The sequence below is a fragment of the Larkinella sp. genome, from assembly GCF_965227735.1.
Taxonomy (GTDB): domain Bacteria; phylum Bacteroidota; class Bacteroidia; order Cytophagales; family Spirosomataceae; genus Larkinella.
In genome coordinates, this window is sequence record NZ_OZ245776.1 from 4,709,464 (window position 1) to 4,732,710 (window position 23,247).

Annotated in this window: 20 protein-coding genes; 13 read left to right on the forward strand and 7 right to left on the reverse strand. The window is 49.1% G+C overall.

The annotated features are described in order from the left end of the window. Positions 1-56: 56 nt before the first annotated feature. Positions 57-755, reverse strand: coding sequence for an ABC transporter ATP-binding protein (locus ACO064_RS18450; RefSeq protein ID WP_138994553.1), 699 nt, complete (start codon positions 753-755; stop codon positions 57-59). A 183-nt stretch (positions 756-938) separates the two neighbouring features. Between ACO064_RS18450 and ACO064_RS18455 the strand changes: the two genes are divergently transcribed. The 3 genes from ACO064_RS18455 to ACO064_RS18465 all read left to right on the forward strand — a co-directional run bounded on the left by ACO064_RS18455 (position 939) and on the right by ACO064_RS18465 (position 4,610). Then, complete coding sequence (locus ACO064_RS18455; protein WP_421828704.1) at positions 939-1,631, forward strand: arylesterase; 693 nt, start codon at positions 939-941, stop codon at positions 1,629-1,631. 89 nt (positions 1,632-1,720) lie between these two features. Continuing rightward, entirely contained in the window at positions 1,721-2,995 is a 1,275-nt protein-coding gene (locus ACO064_RS18460) for a dicarboxylate/amino acid:cation symporter (RefSeq protein ID WP_421828705.1), read from the forward strand. A gap of 373 nt (positions 2,996-3,368) precedes the next feature. Further along, positions 3,369-4,610 (forward strand): serine hydrolase domain-containing protein, encoded by a 1,242-nt coding sequence (locus tag ACO064_RS18465; protein ID WP_421828706.1) that lies wholly within the window; start codon positions 3,369-3,371, stop codon positions 4,608-4,610. Between the two features lie 9 nt (positions 4,611-4,619). Here ACO064_RS18465 and nadB read toward each other — a convergent pair whose 3' ends face one another. The 5 genes from nadB to nadC form a co-directional block, all read right to left on the reverse strand. Continuing rightward, positions 4,620-6,203, reverse strand: a complete 1,584-nt coding sequence (gene nadB / locus ACO064_RS18470; RefSeq protein ID WP_421828707.1) for an L-aspartate oxidase — start codon at positions 6,201-6,203, stop codon at positions 4,620-4,622. A gap of 2 nt (positions 6,204-6,205) precedes the next feature. Next, a complete protein-coding gene (locus ACO064_RS18475; protein ID WP_421828708.1) occupies positions 6,206-6,958 on the reverse strand; it encodes a hypothetical protein in 753 nt (250 codons plus the stop codon). A gap of 3 nt (positions 6,959-6,961) precedes the next feature. Next, positions 6,962-8,329 carry an AAA family ATPase gene (locus ACO064_RS18480; RefSeq protein ID WP_421828709.1) on the reverse strand — a complete coding sequence of 456 codons (1,368 nt, stop codon included), beginning with the start codon at positions 8,327-8,329 and terminating at the stop codon, positions 6,962-6,964. 61 nt (positions 8,330-8,390) lie between these two features. Next, positions 8,391-9,314 (reverse strand): quinolinate synthase NadA, encoded by a 924-nt coding sequence (gene nadA, locus ACO064_RS18485; protein ID WP_421831037.1) that lies wholly within the window; start codon positions 9,312-9,314, stop codon positions 8,391-8,393. Between the two features lie 198 nt (positions 9,315-9,512). After that, complete coding sequence (nadC, locus tag ACO064_RS18490) at positions 9,513-10,346, reverse strand: carboxylating nicotinate-nucleotide diphosphorylase (protein ID WP_421828710.1); 834 nt, start codon at positions 10,344-10,346, stop codon at positions 9,513-9,515. Between the two features lie 125 nt (positions 10,347-10,471). Here nadC and ACO064_RS18495 point away from each other — a divergent pair, with 125 nt between their 5' ends. From ACO064_RS18495 to ACO064_RS18540, 10 genes are all read left to right on the forward strand, one after another. Next, the gene (locus ACO064_RS18495) at positions 10,472-10,846 is read left to right on the forward strand and encodes a hypothetical protein (protein ID WP_421828711.1); all 375 of its coding nucleotides are present in this window, start codon (positions 10,472-10,474) and stop codon (positions 10,844-10,846) included. Between the two features lie 143 nt (positions 10,847-10,989). Further along, positions 10,990-13,989 carry a protein translocase subunit SecDF gene (gene secDF, locus ACO064_RS18500; protein WP_421828712.1) on the forward strand — a complete coding sequence of 1,000 codons (3,000 nt, stop codon included), beginning with the start codon at positions 10,990-10,992 and terminating at the stop codon, positions 13,987-13,989. Positions 13,990-14,126: 137 nt separating this feature from the next. Then, the gene (locus tag ACO064_RS18505; protein ID WP_421828713.1) at positions 14,127-14,726 is read left to right on the forward strand and encodes an amino acid permease; all 600 of its coding nucleotides are present in this window, start codon (positions 14,127-14,129) and stop codon (positions 14,724-14,726) included. Continuing rightward, positions 14,726-15,697: an APC family permease gene (locus tag ACO064_RS18510; RefSeq protein WP_421828714.1), complete on the forward strand. Its 972-nt coding sequence runs from the start codon at positions 14,726-14,728 to the stop codon at positions 15,695-15,697. The genes ACO064_RS18505 and ACO064_RS18510 overlap by 1 nt, the downstream gene beginning before the upstream one ends. A gap of 214 nt (positions 15,698-15,911) precedes the next feature. After that, on the forward strand, positions 15,912-17,285 hold the full coding sequence (locus tag ACO064_RS18515) for an MBL fold metallo-hydrolase (RefSeq protein WP_421828715.1): 1,374 nt from the start codon (positions 15,912-15,914) through the stop codon (positions 17,283-17,285). Positions 17,286-17,782: 497 nt separating this feature from the next. Next, positions 17,783-17,929: a WD40 repeat domain-containing protein gene (locus ACO064_RS18520; protein WP_421831038.1), complete on the forward strand. Its 147-nt coding sequence runs from the start codon at positions 17,783-17,785 to the stop codon at positions 17,927-17,929. Continuing rightward, positions 17,898-18,470 (forward strand): hypothetical protein, encoded by a 573-nt coding sequence (locus ACO064_RS18525; protein WP_421828716.1) that lies wholly within the window; start codon positions 17,898-17,900, stop codon positions 18,468-18,470. Before ACO064_RS18520 ends, ACO064_RS18525 begins: the two co-directional genes overlap by 32 nt. A 23-nt stretch (positions 18,471-18,493) precedes the next feature. Beyond that, the gene (locus ACO064_RS18530) at positions 18,494-19,102 is read left to right on the forward strand and encodes a hypothetical protein (protein ID WP_421828717.1); all 609 of its coding nucleotides are present in this window, start codon (positions 18,494-18,496) and stop codon (positions 19,100-19,102) included. An 84-nt stretch (positions 19,103-19,186) separates the two neighbouring features. Then, positions 19,187-19,678, forward strand: coding sequence for a hypothetical protein (locus tag ACO064_RS18535; RefSeq protein WP_421828718.1), 492 nt, complete (start codon positions 19,187-19,189; stop codon positions 19,676-19,678). Between the two features lie 35 nt (positions 19,679-19,713). Further along, complete coding sequence (locus ACO064_RS18540) at positions 19,714-19,848, forward strand: rhodanese-like domain-containing protein (RefSeq protein ID WP_421828719.1); 135 nt, start codon at positions 19,714-19,716, stop codon at positions 19,846-19,848. A 117-nt stretch (positions 19,849-19,965) separates the two neighbouring features. Here ACO064_RS18540 and ACO064_RS18545 read toward each other — a convergent pair whose 3' ends face one another. Beyond that, complete coding sequence (locus ACO064_RS18545) at positions 19,966-23,226, reverse strand: M4 family metallopeptidase (RefSeq protein ID WP_421828720.1); 3,261 nt, start codon at positions 23,224-23,226, stop codon at positions 19,966-19,968. Positions 23,227-23,247 lie beyond the last annotated feature (21 nt).

Here is a 23,247-nt window from a genome sequence, read left to right on the forward strand (position 1 = left end):
CCACGGATCGAAAATCGAGGCAGCCTGCGGTTTTAGGTTGGGAAGTTCACGATCCATCAGTTGGTAGCGATGCGGTTTCCGGTTAATGTATCTGACACCAGATTGCCGCCTTTGATCCGGATGATGCGCTGGGTGCGGGAGGCCAGTTCGAGGTCGTGCGTCACCAGCACCAGCGTCGTTCCGGCTTCGCGGTTGAGTTCGAAAATCAGGTCGACCACCGTGGCGCTGGTGTCGGTATCCAGATTGCCGGTTGGCTCATCGGCAAACAGGATTTTGGGCCGGTTGGCAAAGGCCCGCGCCAGCGAAACCCGTTGCTGTTCGCCCCCCGACAGTTGGGTGGGGTAGTGGTGACCGCGCTGGCCCAAACCCACCCGTTCGAGCAGCTCCTGAGCGGTTTTGCCCGCCCGTTTCTCACCCCGCAATTCGAGCGGAACCATGACGTTTTCGAGGGCCGTCAGCGTGGGCAGCAACTGAAAGTTCTGGAAAATAAAACCGACGTATTGGTTGCGAACGGCAGCGCGCTCGTCTTCGCTGAGGGTATCTAATTTGATGTTATTCAGATAGATGCTACCCGAAGAGGCCCGGTCCAGACCGGCACACAGGCCAAGGAGGGTGGTTTTACCGCTGCCCGACGGGCCAACGATGGAAAAGGTATCACCGGGCTGGATTTCGAAACTCACGGAATTCAGAACGGTTAATGTTCGACCTCCGCTCTGGTAGGTTTTTGTCAGATTCTCGGCACGCAGAATACTCATAAGTCAGTAGCTTAACGGAATGCTTAGATAACCAATTCGTTGCCGTTTTATTCACCGCAACGGACGGAATATTTGATAAAGGGAAGGAAATGGGTCTAAATGGATAAAATACCCTTATTTTTGTTGGTAATCGGCTGAAACTTCATCCTGAAAATTGCGTAAACAATGAATTTATTGAAAAGCATGGCAAATTATAAGGTCTGGATAGCCGGTTTGTCGCTGCTGGCGTCGGTGGTGGGCTGTACTTCTAAAACGGAAACCAGCCAGGCGCAGGAAGAAAAACCGGCTGCGGCCGACAGCACTCAATCGGCAGGAAACCCGAAGAAAACGATTTTGTTCTTCGGGAACAGCCTGACGGCAGGCTACGGCCTGGACCCGGCGGAAGCCTTTCCGGCCCTGGTTGGCGAAAAAGCCAAAGCGGCAGGCTATGACTATCAGGTTATTAACGCCGGGGTGAGTGGTGAGACAACAGCGGGTGGAAAAAGCCGCATCAGTTGGGTGTTGCGAAAACCGGTCGATGTGTTTGTGCTCGAACTGGGTGCCAACGACGGGCTGCGCGGTATTCCGCTCGATGATTCTGGTAAAAATCTACAGGCGATTATCGATACGGTAAAATTGAAAAATCCACAGGTTCAGATCGTGATTGCCGGCATGCACATTCCGCCCAACCTCGGAACCGATTATTCGAGTCAATTTTATAAGCTTTTTGTGACGTTATCCCGGAAAAATAAAGCCGAACTGATTCCTTTTCTGCTCGAAGATGTCGGCGGTGTTCCCAAATTGAACCAGGCAGACGGCATTCACCCCACGGCGGAAGGTCATAAAATCGTGGCCGAAAATGTCTGGAAAGTGCTGGAGCCGGTGCTTCAGAAATAGCCCTTGTGAGTGAATGAACCTATAGGCCTATTAGGTTTTAAAAACCTGATAGGCCTGCTCCCCCAACCATTTCATAAACCTACCCTGCTGTGCGCAAACTTCTCAACAACCTGACCTTTCGCGTTCTGCTCGCCATTACGCTCGGGATTCTGATCGGTCACTTTTTCCCCACTACGGCGGCTAAACTCAAACCGCTGGGTGACCTGTTCATCAATCTGATCAAGATGGTGATTGCACCCATCATCTTCCTGACCATCGTGTTGGGAATCAGCAACATGGGCGATCTGAAGAAAGTGGGTCGGGTAGGAGGAAAAGCACTACTGTATTTTGAAATCGTGACGACCGTCGCGCTCGTGATCGGGATCGTCATTGCCAACTGGGTGAAACCGGGGGCCGGGGTGGATGCTTCCTCGGTGCAGGGTGGTGATATTTCGGCGTATGCGTCGCAGGGAAAAGACCTCGACTGGGTCAAGTTTTTCATGCACATCGTTCCCGACAACGCCATTAAAGCCTTCGCCGAGGGTGAAATTTTGCAGGTGCTGGTTTTTTCCGTGTTTTTCGGCATCGGGCTGACGCGCATGGGCGAGCGCGGGCATTCGCTGATTGTGACCTTCGAAAAACTGTCGCGGGTGTTTTTCAACATCCTGAACGTGGTCATGACGCTGGCTCCGCTGGGCGCGCTGGGCGGTATGGCCTACACCATTGGCAAATTCGGCCTAGCCACGTTGCTGCCACTGGCTAAACTGATGGGGACGGTTTATCTGACCATGTTCCTGTTCATTTTCGTGATTCTGAACCTGATTCTGCGCTACTACCGCGTCAGTTTGTGGAGCGTTTTGAAATACATTAAAGAAGAACTGCTGATCGTTTTTGGAACCTCGTCGTCGGAGTCGGCCTTGCCACAGGTGATGGATAAACTCGAAAACATGGGCTGTTCGCGGTCGGTGGTGGGGCTGGTGATTCCGGCGGGATATTCGTTCAACCTCGACGGCACGACCATTTACCTGTCGATGGCGACCATTTTTCTGGCGCAGGTGTTCAGTGTGGATCTGACGCTGGGGCAGGAACTGACCATCATCGGCATTTTGATGATTACGTCGAAAGGAGCCGCGGGCGTAACGGGCAGCGGTTTTATCGTGCTGGCTTCCACGCTGACAGCCGTACGGGTGATCCCGGTCGAAGGGCTGGCGTTGCTGCTGGGCGTCGATCGGTTTATGTCGGAAGCCCGTTCCATTACCAACATCATCGGCAATACGGTTGCTACGATTTTCATCGCCAATAATGAGAAAGAATTTGACCGGACGAAAATGCAGAAAGCCTTCGGTAAGATGGAGAAAGAAGAGTTGACGGATTATAAATACTAATCCGTATGCAAACTATGAGATTTACTATTTGATTGTGAGATAATTACGTGCCATAGGTACGAAATGTTTGTAGCAAAAAAGGTTACCTGATCCCTCCCGCGTGCCTTTAGGTACGCAACTGATCCAGGGAATTGCGTACCTAAAGGCACGCGGGAGGGATCAGGTAACCTTTTTTGCTACAAACATCAGTCCGCTATGCGTCCAATATCTCATCGTTTATCTCATCGTTCGCGTTAATCCGTGTTCCCATCCACACACTTTCGCGGACGGTACGATAAAAAAGCCCTGCGGTGTCGGGAGAAAAAATGTATTTTTGTTTTATTCGGTGCAAAAAATAGTTCAGGGGCGCGTCAGTGCATATCAACGTAATGGAATGAGAGTTTCGGGAATTTGGGCGGGAATTGTTGCCATTTGTATTATCGTCGGGTGCGATTCGAGTGAAGAGAAAAAGTTGAAGCGTTCGGCGAATGCGATGCATAATTGCGCCGAGGAACAGACCCTGAGTTCGGCGGAGGAGCGTGCCATCCGGCAGCAAATCGGGGCCGATGCGAAAATTGAAAAGATCGAAGCCATCATCCGCGGCAAGGTGCGGGCGGGTTTCAACGGCAACGTCTTGATTGCGCAGAAAGGCGTTATTCTTTACAAAAACACGTTTGGGCTGGCCCATTTCGAAAGCTCTTCCCGTGACTCGCTGAACGAAAACTCCAAATTTCAACTGGCGTCGCTTTCCAAAACTTTCACGGCGGTCGCTACCCTCAAACTGATCGAAGCCGGAAAACTGAAGCTGAACGACACGATTCAAAAGTTCTTTCCGAATTTTCCGTACCACGGTATTTCGGTCGAAAACCTGCTGTCGCACCGGAGCGGTTTGCCCAACTATGCCTACGCTTTTGAAGACAGCATGCGGACGAATTTTTACAAGTTTGAAAAACCGTATCCAACCAATTCCGAGATCATGTACTGGTTCGCCAATGTGCATCCTACGCCCCAGCGTTACAACATTCCGGGCCGCACGTTCAGCTACAGCAACACCAACTACTGCGTGCTGGCGGCCATCATCGAGAAAATTACGGGCATGTCGTTCGATCAGTTTGCCAAGAAAAATATTTTCGAACCGCTGGGTATGAAAAATACGTGGGTGGCCACCACCCGCAACGATTCAATCAACCAGTATCGCACGGCAGGCTACCAGTGGAACCGCCGGATTCCGAAGGATTATTACGATAATGTGGTGGGCGACAAGGGAATCTATTCGACGGTCGGCGATTTGTTCAAGTGGTATCGTGCGCTGAACGGCGACTGCCTGATGCGGAAATCCCTGCTGGCCGAAGCCTTTTTGCCCCGCAGTTTTGAGCGCAAAGGCACGAAGAATTACGGCTACGGTTTTCGAATGTACGTCAACAACCAGAACCAGCCGGAATACATTTACCACACAGGCTGGTGGAAAGGCTACAACAGCCTGTTCTGGTTCAGCCCGAAAGACGATTTTGTGATCATTCTGCTGGGCAACCGCTACAACAAGTCGATTTATCAGGTCAAGGAACTGCTCGAAGTGTTGCACGGTCATCCCTCCAACGCCGAACCGGAAGCCGAAACCGGCGAAGTAGACGTTTAGCGGTTTTATTTATTTTTCCAGATCCAGATTGAAATGCAGTCCCCGGTTGTCGTGTCGGGCCATGGCGGCTTTGATCACCAGATAGGCCACCTCGATCATATTCCGCAGTTCGCAGATCCGGTTCGAGACTTTCGACTGCCGGTAGAGTTCTTCGTGTTCCAGATAAATCAGTTCCAGCCGGTCGAGCGCCCGTTTCATCCGCCGGTTGGTGCGAACGATCCCGACGTAGTTCGACATGATCGACTCCAGTTCGCGCTGCATTTCCGTCACCAGCACGAGTTCTTCGGGGTGCGTCGTTCCGGCATCGTTCCATTCCGGCAGATTATCCGGGATCGCGGCTTCGTTGAAGTTTTCGACGGTTTTCAGATAGGCCCGGTGTCCGAACACGACGGCTTCCAGTAAAGAGTTGGAAGCCAGTCGGTTGGCTCCGTGCAAGCCGGTACAGGAGCATTCTCCGGCGGCATACAGGAAGTTGATATTCGTCTGGCCGTATTCATTCACCTTGATGCCTCCGCAGAGGTAATGCTGCGCTGGCACGACGGGAATGTAATCCTTCCGAATGTCGATGCCCAGATTATCCTGGCAATAGGCGGTAATGTTGGGGAAATGCTCGACAAATTTCTCGAAATCACAGTGCGTCACGTCCAGATAGACGTGCGGATCACCGGATTTTTTCATCTCGGAGTCGATGGCGCGGGCCACAATGTCGCGCGGAGCCAGCGATAGACGATCGTCATAGTTTTCCATGAATGTCTCGCCCTTGATCGTTTTCAGAATCCCGCCAAACCCGCGCACAGCTTCGGAAATCAGAAAGCTCGGTTTTTTGCCCGGTTCATACAAAGCCGTCGGGTGGAACTGGATGAATTCCATGTCTTTACAGATCGATTTGGCGCGGTAGGCCATCGCAATGCCGTCGCCCGTGGCAATGGTCGGGTTGGTGGTGCTTTGGTAGACGTTGCCAATGCCGCCCGTGGCCAGCAGTGTGGTTTTGGCCAGAAACATCTCGACCTGACCGGTATGCGTATTCAGCACGTAAGCCCCGAAACAGCGGTTGTCGTTGTCGTAGCGGTGGACGGTTTCGCCGAGGTGGTGGCGCGTGATGAGGTCGACGGCGTAGTAGTGCGTAAAAATCTCAATGGCTGGCAGCGACTGGGTTTTTTCCAGCAATGCCCGCTCGATTTCGGCTCCGGTGATGTCTTTGAAGTGCAGAATCCGGTGGTCGGAGTGGCCGCCTTCGCGGGCGAGGTCGTAGTCGCCATCGTCTTCCTTGTCGAACCGGGTGCCGTAGTCGATCAGCTCACGAATCCGTTCGGGGGCTTCGCGCACCACGATTTCGACCACCTCGCGTTTGCTCAGAAAGTCGCCCGCAATCATCGTATCCTCGATGTGTTTTTCGAACGAGTCCTCCTCAGCCCACACAGCAGCAATGCCGCCCTGGGCATACTTGGTGTTGGTTTCGTCGGCCCGGACTTTGGTAATGACGGCAATCCGGACGGGCTGGCCGGTTTCTTCAAAATGAATCGCCAGTTTGGTAGCGTAACTCAGTCCGGCAATTCCGGAGCCGATCACGAGGAAATCGAAGTGTTGGGGCATGGTTAAGGGGCGGTGTCTAATCGTAGGTTAGTGAGTTCCTGTTCCAAAAGTTGTAGTTCATCGGACCAGAGATCATTACTCATTATAAAATTTTTGATGAGGCTGAAATGCGGGTCGGTTAGTAAAACCGTAGCTACAGTAGCACTATACTGTTCTTTAGCTCTTCCCTGAATCATTAAGTTTTCAAGGGCAGAAACGATCCTAAGTTTTTCATCTGATGTTAAGCCATCAGCGGACAGTTCATCGATTTTTTCAAATTGTTTGTATAGTTCTCCTTGAACGGCAAGTCCAATTTTACGCCGAGGCTCTACCAGGTGCTCTACATCATTGAGCTTTAAAATAATAACTGAACGTCTCCCTTTCTTCGTCCGCCCCCTTAGTATATAATCAACTAGGTAGAAATGCTCCTTTGGCTCATCATTTATTGGGTGGACAATATCGTGTTCATTGGGATCGCGCTCTAGTTTAGCGTTGTTGCAGTGGCGACTGGAAGGTAGAAGATTACTCCAATCCAGTACCTGTTTTGAATAAACCGATTTAGGGAGAAAATGCTCAACTTCCATGATTTTACCTTCTTCCTGCAAGCGAATTTCGGAGTAACAACATTTGTAATTACTCATTTGCAGCAACGCTTTTTTAAGAAAGCTTTCATTCCAAACGCGTAACTCTTTATTTAAAATGAATTTAGCGGTTTGCTTCTCAACCCATTCAGCCGTCATTTCGACCGGTGGCTCCGTGCGTACTAATCGAATCATATTTTAAGCGGGAATCAGCGAAGACATTTGAATTTGCAATACTTTTCGTTGGTGACTGGAAGGAGAAAGGATTTTGTCAAGTTCTTCGTAGGCGGTTTTAGCACCTGCGTAATTTTCTTCCAGTAACGAATCTTCAAATTCTCGCATTAATTCTAAGTAACGATCTGAACGGGTTTTCTCGCCCAGATCCATCAATTCCCGCAAAATTTCTTCCACCGTCCAGCCTTGAAAAGAACCAAATTGTTGGCGAACGTTTATACTTCCCGTCGCTTCATCTTTTTCCAACATAACCAGATTTACATTCTCGGCTGATTGGACAATGAGCGGACTATGCGCAGTTACGATAAACTGGGTATTAGGAAATAAATCACTGAGGTATTTAATGATTTTACGCTGCCATTCCGGATGTAAGTGTAAATCGATTTCATCTATTAGAACGATTGCTGGGCCGTGAAGAGGGTTTTCTAACTCTGGATACCGGTCAAACATGCGTTTAGCTAAATCGGCAAGCCAGGCAATGGTTGTTTGATATCCGTATCCTAAGTCTCTAAATTTTACCCATCCATAGTCAGTTTTTATTTCAAGAAAATTCTGAAAATCTTTTGTAGTTCGGAATCTTATATCATTGATATCAGGTAGTATTTCACTTGTTAAAATTGATTTTACTTTACTAAATACTTTTTTGGCATTTGCTGCATTATTCTTAGTTGCGTAATCTAATTGTAATAACCATTCTTCAACATTAAGTAAAAATTGAGTGTCCGAAAATAATCCGATTGTAGTATCAAATAATTCTGACGAGTTTATGTTATTACTTGCTGAAGATTTTCGTGATGTTCCATAACCATAAATTTTAAATAATGGATATATTTTCTGGAAATCGATCTTTTCATTATTACTACTTATCGATGCAGCAGTCAATGAATAAGTGTTGTTTTTTATGCTTATATTCCCATATGCTTTTCTTTCTCCAATAAAATGGATAGGATTTTTATATGTTTTAAGCTCGAAATACGTATTTTTTGAGATATTTCCTTTAAAAGCAGATGAGATAAATATATCAATTCCAATTAAAAAATCTTTGTTCCAAACTTCTCCTTTGGAGGAATATCTGGGTTGATAACGTGTATGGTTATTATACAACTTTTTCTCTTCAGAATCTGTCACTACTCTTTCTTTTACTTCGAGGTTTGCAATAGCTTTTAGTATAGAAGTTTTGCCGGTGTTATTATTGCCAAGGAAAACCGTCCATTGAGCTGGCTTACCTTGTTTATCAGTCAAAGAAATCGTATACTCATCCTTAAAACACCTAAAGTTTTCCAAGTATAAGCTTTTAAGATAAATCGCTGGGATTTCTTCGTTAGACGCCATAGTTATATCATATTAAATCTATTTGCAACCACTGTATATAGTGGTTGCAAATCCATAAATCTTACAATCCCTTACTCATTTCCAGCATCCGCAAAACCGATGCTTCGGCTTTCACGCGAGTGTCTTCCGGCACAAAAATCTCCGGCTTTTCGTAATACAACGTATTGTACAGCTTTTCGAGGGTGTTCATTTTCATATACGGACACTCCGAACAGGCGCAGGTGTTGTTCTCACTGGCCGGAGCCGGAATGATTTTCTTGTTCGGAACCGACTGCTTCATCTTGTGCAGAATACCGGCTTCGGTGCCCACAATGAACACCTCGTCGGGCTGCTCTACCACGTATTTCAGCAGCGCTGTGGTCGAACCCACAAAGTCGGCCTGACTCAGGATGTGTTCCTGGCATTCGGGGTGGGCGATGAATTTGGCTTGGGGGTATTTCTGCCGTAACGCCGTCAGTTTTTCCTGCGAAATATCGATGTGGACAATACAGGCCCCATCCCACAGCACCATCTCCCGACCGGTTTTCTTGGCCACAAACCGCCCCAGATTGGCATCCGGCGCGAAGATGATTTTCTGGTCTTTCGGCAGACTTTCGACAATTTTCACCGCGTTCGACGACGTACAGATGATGTCCGACAAGGCCTTGATTTCCGCCGAGCAGTTGATATAACTGATCACGATGTGGTCCGGGTGTTGGGCCTTGAAAGCCGCAAACTCATCGGCCGGGGCCGAGTCGGCCAGTGAACAGCCGGCGTTCATGTCGGGAATGACGACTTTCTTGTGGGGCGACAGGATTTTGGCGGTTTCGCCCATGAAATGCACCCCGCAGAACACAATCATGTCGGCACTGGTGGCGGCTGCCTGCTGCGACAAACCGAGGCTGTCGCCGATGTAGTCGGCCAGGTCCTGAATGTCGCTATCGACGTAGTAGTGAGCCAGAATCACGGCGTTTTTCTCCTTCTTCATCCGCCGGATTTCTTCCATTAAAACGTCTTTTTCTTTCGGCGTGGAGCGGCTGATGTAACCGATTTGCCGAATTTCTTCATCTAAAGTGAGTGGGATCGTTGCCATAGTGTATAAAAAACTACCTCTGATTACCTCTGATGTTCTCTGATCAACTCTGTGTAACAAATTTAACTATTACACAGAGTTGATCAGAGAACATCAGAGGTAATCAGAGCGTTAATATGCTTTTAAACTCATATCTAAACTTTTGACCTGGTGCGTCAGGGCACCGGACGAAATGTAATCGACGCCGGAATCCGCGTAGTCGCGCAGGTTGGTTTCGTTGATCCCGCCCGATGCTTCCGTAACGATACGCCCATCGATCAGTTCCACCATCCGTTTCAGTTCCGCCGGTGCAAAGTTGTCCAGCAACATCCGGTCGATCTGCCCGATGCGCAGCACTTCTTCCACTTCCTTCTGATTCCGCACTTCCACTTCAATCGGCAGGGTGCGGCCGGTGGTTTTCAGATACTGAACGGCTTTGGTAACGGCGGCTTCGATCCCGCCCGCGTAGTCGAGGTGGTTGTCTTTAATCAGAATCATGTCGAACAGGCCGAAACGGTGGTTGATGGCACCGCCAATCTTGACCGCCATTTTTTCGCAAATCCGGAAGTTTGGCGTTGTTTTTCGCGTATCCAGCAGCCGGGTTTTGGTACCTTCCAGCATGTTCACCATCGTTCGGGTGTGGGTCGCAATGCCACTCATGCGCTGCATGCAGTTCAGTACCAGCCGCTCCGCTTGCAGAATCGACTGCGCCCGACCGCTGACCGTCAGCACGATGTCGCCGTAATGAATGGCCGCGCCATCCTGAATATTGATGTGAACCTGCAAGTCCGGGTCCACTTCCCGAAAAACCGCTTCGGCCACTTCAACACCCGCCAGCACGCCGTCCTGCTTCACCAAAAGCCGGGCGCGCTTCTGGGCATCGGCCGGAATGGTCGAGAGCGAGGTATGATCGCCATCGCCGATATCTTCGGCTAGGGCCAGTTTGATAAACTCCTGTAATGTCATTTTTAATTATTTCGGCGAAAGTTAGTGGACTTCTTGAAAAAATACCCGAAAAAAACCGATTTGCTTTCTTGCCGAACTATCACGAAATTTGTTCCCCTCGTTCCGGCGAACCATTTTAAACGTCCATGAAGCAACAGCGTAACGATTATATTCGTTTGATGAGCCTCTTCCTGACTGGCTTGCTACTCCTGGTGGCATCGGGCGGGCCTTCGTGGTTGTCTGTTGAACAACTGCCGGCAAAGCAAACTGTTCAAACGCCGAAGAAGGAAAAGAAAGCCGCCGATGCCCAGCAGGTTGTCGTTCAGGCTACCTCGTTTGATGCCGTTGTGACGCCCGCGCTGACGTTTGGCTTCGCGCAGGCGGTTTATCTGCTGCCACCGCCCGTCTTGTTTTTTGTGCTGAAACAAACGGTTACTCCCCGGTATTCGGAGGTTCCTTATTTTTATTTCTCGTTTTTTCGCTACGTTTTCGGGCATCACATCGCCATCAATGCACCCTGATTTTTTTCAGAAGTGAGAAGTTAGACCAGAGAATAAAGACAAAAACCGCCTTTCGCCAGGTTGCCATGTCATTTCTTCCTCTTTCTCACACAGTTATTTTTTTTCTATTGTCTCATATCTTTTCTCTTTATTCTTAATTTCTAATGCAAAACCGAGTCGGAATACTCATTCTGACGGGTGTGATTGCGCTATTGTGCATTTACTATCTGTCGTTTACGTTCGTGTCGAACAGCATCAAAAATGACGCGACCACCTATGCTACCAACGCGAAGGGTGATGTGGATATCACCAAAAAACAGCATTATATCGATTCACTCTGGAAAGAACCGGTTTATCTGGGCAACACTTTAGAAGAAGTAACCACCCGCGAATTGGGTCTGGGTCTTGACTTACAGGGTGGTATGCACGTCGTTCTGGAAGTGTCTCCCTCCGAAATCCTGCGCGGTCTGGCCGGTGGGACACGTGATCCCAAATTCGAACAGGCGCTGAAAAAAGCGACCGAAGCCCAGAAATCAGGCCAGTCGAAATTTGTGGATAATTTCATCAGTGCCTATAAAGAGGTGGCACCCAACACCAAACTGGCGACGATTTTTGCCAACAGCACCAACCGGGGTAAAATCAACTTTCAGTCGTCGGATGCCGAAGTTCGCAAACTGATCAACGACGAAGTCGACGGTTCCATCAGCCGGGCGTTCCAGATCATTCAGGCGCGGGTCGATAAGTTTGGGGTGGCTAACCCGAACATTCAGCGGTTGCCCGGTTCGGGCCGGATTCTGATCGAACTACCGGGTGTCGATAATCCTGAGCGTGTTCGTCGTCTGTTGTCGGGGGCGGCCAAACTGGAATTTGCCGAAGTCTATACCCTGAACGATGTGGCCGGTGGACTGGATCAACTGGGCGCATATCTCGTGCAGATGGAAGCCGAACGGAAGATCGCGGCTACCCAAAAACCGGCTCCAACGACCGCAACGACGGATACGACGAAAAAAGATAACTCGCTGGCGGCTCAGCTAGCGCAGAAAAACCAGGCGGCAAAAGGCGATAGCGCCAAGTCGGATACGTCGGCAACGGCGGCCCAGAACGCGGCTTTGACGAGCCTCTTCGTGCCGATGTCGCAGAACCAACTGGGGGTTTACCTGAAAGATACGGCTCGCGCCAACGACATTTTGGGCCGCGCCAACGTGAAAGCATTGTTCCCGGCGGATGCCGTTCTGATGTGGGACCGGAAAGCCATCGTCACCAACGATAACAAGGAGATTCTTCCTTTGTATTTCATCCGGAAACCGGCGGGCCGAGCACCGCTGGAAGGTGATGTGATCGTTGATGCCACCAACGACTACGACGACCGGGGTCGTCCGGAAGTCACCATGCGGATGAACGCGGAAGGTGCCCGCAAATGGCGTGCGCTGACGGCGGCCAACATCAACCGCCCGGTTGCCATTATTCTGGATAACCTGGTGTATACCGCACCAACGGTGCAGAACGAAATTCCGAACGGTAGCTCCAGCATTTCAGGGAACTTCACCGTGGACGAAACCAAGGATATGTCGAACATCCTGAAAGCCGGTAAGTTACCTGCGCCTACCAACATTGTGGAAGAAGCGGTTGTCGGTGCTACGCTGGGATCAGAAGCGGTTTCGGCGGGGGTTCTTTCGTCGGTAGTGGGGTTGATCATTGTCCTTATTTTCGTAGTCGCCTACTATGGCAGCGCCGGTTTCATTGCTGACCTTGCCCTGTTTGTCAACCTGTTCTTCCTGCTGGGCATTATGGCTTCGCTGGGGGCGGTTTTGACCATGCCCGGTATTGCCGGTATCGTGTTGACGATCGGTATGGCCGTCGATGCCAACGTACTGATTTTCGAGCGGATCAAGGAGGAACTGGCCCTGGGAAAACCGTTCAAACAGGCTCTTTCTGATGGTTTTACGAATGCCTATTCGTCCATCATCGACTCGAACGTAACGACGCTCTTAACCGGTGTGATCCTGTTTATCTTCGGAACGGGTCTGATTCTGGGTTTTGCCACCACGCTTGTCATCGGTATTCTGACGTCGCTGTTTGCGGCCATCTTTATCACCCGGATTATTCTGGAACAATACGTGAAGAACGGTAAAACACTGGCTTTCGGAACGAACTGGTCGAAAAACCTCTTCAAAGATTCGGCGTTCGACTTTGTTTCGCGCCGGAAATTATACTACACGATTTCGTCGGTCATCATCGGTTTGGGGATCATTTCGGTGATTTTCAAAGGTTTTGGTCTGGGTGTCGATTTCAAGGGCGGACGGTCTTATGTCGTTCGTTTCGAAAACAACGTCAGCACCGACGACGTACGGAATGCACTGGAAAATGAATTGCCCGGTTCGCTCGAAGTAAAAACCTACGGCGGAACCGGTGTTGGCGGGGCCAACCAGGTTCGGGTTACGACCAGCTATCTGGCCGATGCCACCACACCGGAAGCCGACAAACAGACGGAATCGAAATTACTCGCCGGTCTGACTAAAATTCAGGGTAATAAAGGAAGCATTGAAAGTTCGCAGAAAGTGGGTCCGGCCATTGCCAATGACTTGATCTATTCGGCCCTCTGGTCCATTTTGATGGCCGTTGCGGTGGTGTTCTGTTACATTCTGATCCGGTTTAAAAAGCTGGCTTTTGGCTATGGTGCCGTGGTGGCCTTGTTCCACGACGTGTTGATCATTCTGGCTATTTTCTCGATTGGGAACGGCTGGTTGCCGTTCTCACTGGATGTCGATCAGGCCTTTATCGGGGCCTTGCTGACGATCATGGGGTATTCGATGAACGATACCGTCGTCGTCTTTGACCGCGTTCGGGAATACCTGAACGATACGAAAGGCCGCAAGGAAAGCATTCCGGTGATTATCAACAACGCCTTGAACAGCACCCTGAGCCGCACCGCCGTAACGGGTCTTTCCACCATGCTGGTGTTGATCGTGCTGTTCTTCTTTGGTGGCGAAACCATCCGCGGTTTCTCGTTCGCGATGCTGATCGGGGTCATCGTCGGAACCTATTCGTCGCTGTTTGTCGCGACGCCGATTGTGGTCGATGCCCTGAGCCGCGACCAGCTCAACGAAGTAGCCGCCACGCCGGAACCGCCGGCAACCGGCAAAGCAGCCCGCGCCAAAGCTTAAGGATGCTAAACGAAAAAGGGATAAGGACAGTGATCGTCTTTATCCCTTTTTTATATTTCGGTTTTCTTGTATTGACTACAACCACAAAAGCCTTATTTTGCAAAACATTTAATCCGTAAAATTTTATTCGGTTCTATATGGAGTCTACCAAAGCATCAACCCAAACTAAAAGTCAACTCTGGGCCAAGAAGTCGATCAGCAAGCTCATGGAAGAGACGACTGCCGAGCCCAACAGTCTGGATCCAATTAGTCAGGAGGGAACTTTAAAACGCACCTTAAGCTCAACGAACCTGATTGCCCTCGGGATTGGGGCCATCATCGGTGCCGGGTTATTTGTCCGAACCGCAGCCGCGGCTGGCGGTCATGCCGGGCCGGGGGTTACCATCTCGTTTGCCATTGCGGCCTTTGCCTGTGCGCTCGCCGGGTTGTGCTATGCGGAGTTTGCGTCGATGATTCCCATTGCTGGTAGTGCCTACACCTATAGTTATACCACGATGGGCGAATTTATTGCCTGGATTATTGGCTGGGATTTGGTGCTGGAATATGCGTTGGGTGCGGCCACGGTTTCGATTGGCTGGTCGCAATACCTCAACGCACTTTTTTACGACTTCTTCAAGTTTCACATACCCTATCAATGGTGTCACTCTCCCTTTCAAATCAGCGACGGGCTGGGCATGTATGCCGGTGAAGCGGGTGTACACGGGATTATCAACCTGCCGCGGTCTTTATTTTGCTGATGTTGAGTCTGTTATTGATCAGGGGGACGCAGGAGTCGGCGACGTTCAACAACATCATCGTGATTGTGAAAGTGAGCATTGTGCTGTTGATCATCGCTCTCGCCTGGAAATTCATCAACCCTGCCAACCATGTGCCGTATCTGATTCCGGCCGATGCGGGAACGGCTACGCTGAGCACCGGCCAGATTCACAACTATGCCGATCCGCTCAACCACGGCTGGCTGGGTGTGCTGCGGGGCGCTGGTATCGTGTTCTTTGCGTTCATCGGTTTCGATGCGGTTTCAACAGCCGCGCAGGAAGCCAAGAATCCGCAGAAAGATATGCCCGTCGGTATTCTGGTGTCGCTGGCGATCTGTACATTCCTGTACATTCTGTTTTCGCACGTTCTGACCGGTTTGGCACCTTATAAAGAATTTATGGGCCACGGGGGAGAAGCGTCGGTTGTTTACGCCATTACGCATTACATGCCCGGTTATGAATGGCTGGCTTCGATGGTAACGGTAGCGATTCTGGCCGGTTTTTCTTCGGTAATTCTGGTGATGCTGTTGGGACAAACCCGCGTTTTCTACACCATGAGCAAGGATGGGCTGGTGCCGGCGATTTTCTCAAAACTGCATCCGAAATACAAAACGCCGTACCGTTCGCAGTGGGTATTTTTTGTTTTCGTTTCCATTTTTGCCGCCTTCATTCCCGATAGCGTCGTGGGTGACATGACCAGCATCGGAACGCTGTTTGCCTTCGTGCTGGTGTGTCTGGGCATCATGATTCTGCGCAAAACCGACCCGAATCTGGTTCGTCCGTTCAAAACGCCTTTTTACCTCATTGTTTGTCCGTTGGGCGCGCTCATCTGTCTGGCCATGATCCTGAGTCTGGGCTGGGAAAACTGGACCCGCCTGATCGTCTGGATGGGCATCGGCTTGTTGATCTACTTCGTCTACGGACGGTATCATAGCAAGCTGAGGGCGAAATAATTATAAATGTAAAATGCTGAACATCAAATGTAAAAGGACAACACAAGACCGCACTTTTACATTTGATATTCAGTATTTTACATTTATAATTCCTTTTCGTGATCTATAAAAACGCCTGAAACTCGACTGAGTTTCAGGCGTTTTTATTAAATGATCCCTGGCTTTGCCAAAGTTTCCCCAATTTTGGGGATGAGTACAATTGAACTGAATCGTGATGATCATCGAACAACTTTATACCGGATGTCTGGCTCAGGGAGCCTATTATATCGAAAGTGAGGGCGAAGCCGCCGTGATCGACCCTTTGCGCGAAACCGCTCCTTACCAGAAAAAAGCCGGACACAATGGTGCCCGGATCAAATACGTGTTTGAGACGCATTTTCACGCTGATTTTGTTTCTGGTCATCTTGATCTGGCCAAAAAGACGGGCGCGACGATTGTATACGGCCCAACCGCACAAACCCGGTTTGAGTCCCACCGTGCGCAGGATGGCGAAGTGTTTAAGCTCGGAAAGCTAACCATCATCGCCTTACATACACCCGGGCACACGCCGGAATCGACTACGTATCTGCTGGTGGATGAAAACGGCAAAAACCACGCGATTTTTACCGGTGATACGCTGTTCATCGGCGATGTGGGCCGTCCGGATCTGGCCATCAAAGGCAATCTGACCGAGCAGGATCTGGCCGGAATGCTCTATGACAGCCTGCATTCGAAGATTATGCCACTGGAAGATGACGTCATCGTTTATCCGGCGCACGGAGCCGGATCGGCCTGCGGGAAGAACATGAGCAAGGAAACGACGGATACGCTCGGCAACCAGAAGCGGTTTAATTACGCACTGCGGGCGCAAACGAAAGAGGAGTTTATCAAGGCCGTGCTCGACGGGCTAACCAAAGCACCGGCGTATTTTGCGGAAAACGCCCGGCTGAACAAGGAAGGCTACGAAGCCATCGACGACGTCATGGAGCGCGGTCATCAGGCTCTGTCACCGGAGGCTTTTGAAGCGGCTGTCAACGAAACCGGTGCGCTGGTGCTCGACGTCCGCGACGCGCCGGACTTTGCGAAAGGCTTTATTCCCAACGCCATCAACATTGGGTTGCACGGCCAGTTTGCTCCCTGGGTGGGCGCGTTGATTCTGGATTTGAAGCAACCCATTGCGCTCGTCACCGCCGTTGGTGAAGAAGAAGAAACCGTTCGGCGACTGGCCCGCGTGGGCTACGATCACAGCATTGGCTACCTGGAAGGCGGGTTTTCGTCGTGGCAAAAAGCCGGAAAAGAAGTGGATGCCATCGACTCGGTTTCAGCCGATGCGTTTGCCCGACAGCATGGCAAAGGAACCGTCGTGGATGTTCGCCGACCCGACGAGTTTGCCGTTGAACACGTTCGGGATGCCAGGAACTGGCCACTGGATACGCTGAATGAGCATTTGTCCGCAGTGGATAAAACCGAGCGGTTATACATCCACTGCGCGGGCGGTTATCGCTCGATGGTGGCGGCTTCGATCCTGAAAGCCAGAGGGTTCGACAACCTGATGAATGTGGAAGGCGGGATCGCTGCGATTAAGAAGACTACGGTACCGACGGATTAACGGGAACGTTTGTCCGTGGTATGAGTTTGGCGTGCTCGCTGAACTTCCGGTTTTCTTCCATTCACCTGTGAAGCCGTTCAGCGAGCACGCCCAGATCTGCCTCCTTCTAAAATCTCTCATTTTTTTCAATGGAGCTGTTACAATTCCTTATTCTACGCGAATAACCAACTGTAACAGGCTTTGGCCAAGCTTTCCGGTCCATCCATGCCATTCAATTTGTGTCTGGCTCTATGCTAATTGGAGCCAGGTTTTTTAAATCATTTAATCTGATTTTCGACTACTTGTATTGCTTACTTTTAATTAGTACTGTACGAAGGATTGTTCTTCGTGCTTCAAGTTTGGGACGTTGGCGTAAAATTTTCTGTGTCGTATCCATTGAAGCGAACGGGAAGAGACTGGGCCGCGTAGCGGACGGATGTTTGTAGCAAGGCGTGTGTCTTCCTGAGCGCCAGCGTGCTGTCAGGCCTTTTGCCTATGCCCAGAAGCCGGAGTTGGTGGTGCCGGTTGGGCATACGAGCGGCATTAACGATGTAGCCATTGCGCCAAATGGGAAATACGCGATATCAGGATCGGAAGATAAAACGGTGCGTTTATGGGAAGTTGAGACGGGCCGTGAAATACAAAGGCGCAGCGCTACGGCGTGACGGAGAGGAGTTTTTAGATGTAGCCACCTGGTTTACGCATGTGGAAAACCAGGTTCCCATTCTGGCTAAAGGCGTTGGTGGTATTCAAAAACCGTTTTATCGAAGGGGCAGCCATTTGGCAGGCTCCGTTCCGGGTCAAGCTACAGAAGGGAGTTTCGACATTGGCAAAGTCACCGAATCAGTGAAAGCCAGGATTCATATTGCTGAACCCAGGCCCGTGTTACTGGTCAAAAATTTTCAGGAAGTTACCGAAATCGACGATGTACTTGATCTGAAAAGCAAGGTCGAAAGTGCTTTAAATGACTTCATAGCCTCACGGGGAAGCGATGCGCCCATGCTGACGATGGAAGCGAAAGATTATCCGGGGGCCTATACCCTGAATGGCCTTTATACGCTACAGGGCAAAGCCTTATCCGTATCGTGTAAAGTAAAAAAGGGTTCAGTGTCGGTAGGAGATTTTGTCGTAACAGGGGCAAAAAGCAAGCTGCCCGAGCTGGTGCAGGCAGTGTTGGCTAAAGCGAAGGAGTTGGTGAAACCGTAAGATCGTCGGCTATCGTATACCCGTTGAAACGGATTGCACAGGCGTGCAATCCGTTTCTATTTTTAATGGAAAAGGGAAGTAAAAGGAAATCAAAAAAAAATCCGGAAAAGGTGTTACATCCTGCCTCATTCCCGGAATATCCTTTTGAAACAACTAATATCTCATCAAGTCCCATGCAAAAACAAGTCATTTTCGCGCTAATGTTCTCCATGCATTCAGTCCGCAATCTGCTGGTGGTTTTCACCACCATCCTGCTGTTTTCATCTTGTAGTAAAGACGAGCCTGACCCACTTGACCAGTATGTGGGTACCTGGACAGAGACCAATGTGCAGGCCGGTAATGGTCTGAAAGTTACCATTAGTAAGTCAGGAAATACCTTAACGCTGGCCGATTTCGCGCCCAATGGCAGTCTCACTGCGACGGTTAGTGGTTCAGGATTTCAGGCTGATAACAAAAATATTGCGACTGGCATACCGCAAACGTTCCCTGATAACAGCCAGGGGCAATTTTATCTGCAGAATCTGGGTGGCAGCCTATCGGGTGGCAATCTGACGCTCACCTATACCCTCTTCAGCCAATCTCCTACGATGTTTTATAAAGAGGACATTACGAAGGTTTTTACAAAAAAATAAACCGTTGGTCTGGGGGTAGAGACAAGTGTTTCTGCCTTCAGAAAACCATTCAAATCAAGTAAAAAGACAAACTCATTATTTCCAATGAAATCAGTTGTATTTACCATCGGTTGCCTGCTTATGGCCCTGGCCAGTCTGGCCCAGACCCGAGAGATTTACACAAATGCCAATTTCGGGAATATTGCCCGGAATCATAAGGTTCTGGCCATTTTGCCCTTCAAAACGAAACTACAACTGCGGCCCAAAGAAGTCGAAAAAAACGGTGGCGCAACCGGGGTGGCTGTGCTGGAAAAACGTGAAGGGCTGGCGGTGCAGAGTGCCATGCACTCGTACTTTCTGAAACGCCAGGAATCAAGAGACCTGTTTATTAATGTGCAGGACCCGAACCGCACCAATTCACTACTTCAACGCAACGGCGTTACTGACGAAACGCAAAGCGGCTTTACCCCCGAAGAATTAGCCAAAATACTGGGCGTCGATGGCATTATTTCCGGCACCTTTGAAAGCACCCAGCCTATGTCAAACGGTGCAGCCCTGGCCCTTGGGATGCCAGGAACTGGCCGCTCGATACGTTGAATGAACACCTGACCGAAGTGGACAAAACCTAGCGGTTGTACATCCACTGCGCGGGCGGTTACCGCTCGATGGTGGCGGCTTCGATCCTGAAAGCCAGAGGGTTCGATAACCTGGTGAATGTGGAAGGGGGAATCACTGCGATTAAGAAGACTACGGTACCGACGGATTAACGGGAACGTTTGTCCGTGGTATGAGTTTTCACCTGGATCGTTTCGGGTAAATACCCATTAAGAACCGTACTGAAACCACCAATTGATGTTTCAGTACGGTTCTTGATGGATATATGATTAGTGCTGCAGGAGCAGCTTGACGGTCTGATTCATCTTATTGTTCGATAGACGGATCAGATACATGCCATCGGCTTGCTGTCTTAAATCGATACTTACCTCCTGTTCGCCATCGGTTCCGACGACCGGTTTTGTATAAACCGTTCTTCCATCGATTGCTGCAATGGAAAGAGTAGCCTTTTTGCCCTTACCCAAATAAAAACGCACTTGTGCCAATCCATCGGTTGGGTTCGGATTAACCCGCAAACGCTCAGTGGATTCTGAGCTTGGAATAGCAGAAAGTCGACCACCACCACACGTAGTTAGGTACGAATACGAATTGGCTTGAACCCCTGATTGGCGCACCTGAAGTGTAAAGGTCGTACCATTTAGTTGCCAGGATGGTACGGTAAACGTAGAATTAGTAGTCCAGACACCCAAGCCCGGAACCTGATATTCAATCGTAGTCCCGTTACCTCCCGTTGTATTAATCGTCAGACTACCCGTGGTACAATTATACGTTGGGGCGATTATCGTTAGGGTGCCACCCGTTGGAGGATTCGTAGGTGGGGTCCCTCCATCACACGTAGTCACATAAGTATACGAATTGGCTTGAACCCCCGATTGGCGCACCTGTAGTGTGAAGCTCGTACCATTCAATTGCCAAGATGGTACGGTAAACGTGGGATTCGTAGTCCAGGTGGCCAAACCTGGAACCTGATATTCAATCGTAGATCCGTTGCCTCCTGTTGTATTAATGGTCAGACTACCTGTTGTACAATTATAGGTAGGGGCTACTATTGTCAAGGTTCCACCGGTTGGCGGGTTCGTTGGCGGGTTCGTGCCAGTTGGACAGCCCGTCGACTCGAAACGAAACAATCGTTGATTTTGGAAGCTCTCACTGGTATTGCCCCATAATTGCAATTGGGGGTCATTACCGTAATTTTTCATATCCCAAGTCGCAGAATTGCTTCCATGAACTCGGTAATCTCCACTGCCATTGTTCTGAATAGTCCAAATTTGCCGATTATCATTTGCCGTTGAACTCAAACGCATTAGCTCGCCATTGTTAAGAGCATTTACACTCATGACAAGACCGCTCCCGTTTTGGCTAACAAAGCGGTATTGATCGGTACCAGCCGATTCGGCTTTCCATTTCTGGCTGTCTGTACTGTTGGCACCTCGTTGTTCAACTAAATTTCCAGAGATTGCTTCCAGAAGTTGGTTAGTCTGAACCGATTTAATTGTATAGCATCCGCTGAGTGTGGCGGCAGGGCTTCCACAGTTTACATTTACAGTAAATGAAGTACTAATAAAATTACAGCCCACTTTTGTTTGTAATAGTTGATATGAATAAGTTCCATTTGTCGATGGTGCCGTGACTGTTACTGTTTGACCACGTACAGTATTATTAATATTAGGTCCGACCCAATCATATGTAATATTATTACAACTGGAACCAGAACCGGAACAATTTGCGGTCAAAGTAAGGGTTGCTCCGCAAACAACGTTGATGGCAACCGGTGTAACCGTAAAATTACATTCTGCATTACAGGGAGGGTATTGAGCCACTAAGTTGGCTGTACGCCAGGCTTCCTGTACCTGCCGATGTTCTAAGGAACAATTCCCATATAAATCACGAGCAGCGGCCATTGTTGCATCCCGGGCATCGGCAAATCCAGATGAACTGTGCAAATAAAAACGCAAAGCACGGTACACAATATTGATCGCATTGTCAAAACTGATGGGGGTTAATTGTTCTCCATTCGGAGCCTGCCCCGTATACAGAGTATGAAACCATTTGTTCATTACCCCACTATTGGTATGAGGTTCGTTGCCAGGATCCCAACGTGGCCCTAAATAAGTATCTGGTTGTCCCGCCATAGGGACAAAGGGAGGGAATGCACGGCTCGGATTAGCCATATCGCGTATTTGATAAGAATCTTCTCCTATATCCCAATTCCAGTTATTAGGAAATAAGTATCGTTCGAAAGCAGTTCCCATAATGTCGGAAAAAGATTCATTGAGCGGCCCGGATTCGCCACCTGTATACGATAAATTCGCTGTAAATTGGGTAACAGCGTGAGTATATTCATGTGCTACAACATCAGCAATAACCAAGGTCCGATTTTGGTCAGGAACTACAGCAGTTTGTGAAATAGGACCGAACCCAAAGCGAATTTGATCCACTAGATTCCAATGGGCATCCACAGTATTCATATCGACTACTACTCTTGGAAACGCACCTGATCCGTTTATTCCATTTCTTTGGTGCTTATCCTGGTAGTACTGTTGGACACGTTGAACGAACCAGTGCGCAGTTGTCGCATTGTTAGCGTTGCTACCCCAGGACGTTGTAGGGTTGGGTACATCGGGATTATTTGCCCATTCAATATTATTATTAGTGACAATCCGAGTATTAAGTGCATTATTATACGCACTTAATCGATATGCAGATTGTCCTTGCGGTGTAGTGAATTGCTCTGTTTCAAAAGTTAGATTACTTTGACCATTAAGATATCGGTTACGGTTGGGAATAAACGTAGAAGCTACCAGCGGTGCTATTTTTACATCAGCCGATGAGTGTTTGCTCAAGGTAGATGGCTGCGCGTGAGAATGATGCGGACTAAAACAGTGGTGAATTAAAGGTACACGTTTTACAATTTCACCTGATACGGCATCAATGTAAATTCGATAGGGTTCATTTGGTTCTTTACCGGTTATATCAAAATGATAGGAAAGTCGATAACTTTCCTTTATAAAGTTATCCTGAATTCTAGCAATCAGCAGCTTTCCTTTTGGAATTTTAGCCGCATCTTTGATATCATTTATGGTTATTTTTTGATCAGTAAGGGCGATCTCGAGCGCTTTTCGTTCATCCATCGGCTTCGAGATATCCATATCAATTCCCTCAACAATGCGGCCGAAAGCCGTCTTAAGCCGACCTTTTTGTGTTGACAATGAATATTCAACTCCCTCAACTTCTAAATTTTTATAGTAGAGTTGAAAACGTTGAACGCGAAGCCCTCTATCATCGCTTTCATCTTTGATTTTTTTAAAATGGTAATTTGGTCCAATGCCTAGTGCATTTCCTTGTTGTTCAAAAAAAGAATCAACCTCTAAGCTAATGGTGTCATCACGAAATTCGAGCCATCCGTTATCCGAAGCGTAATACACCGTTTTAAGAAATGCTTTGTTATTATCTCGTAAATACTTGGGCTTTTGTCGATCTTGAGCCTGAGCCATTGTCGAAATAAAAAAAATAATTGCTACGACAAGCAATTACTGAACAAATAATAATAT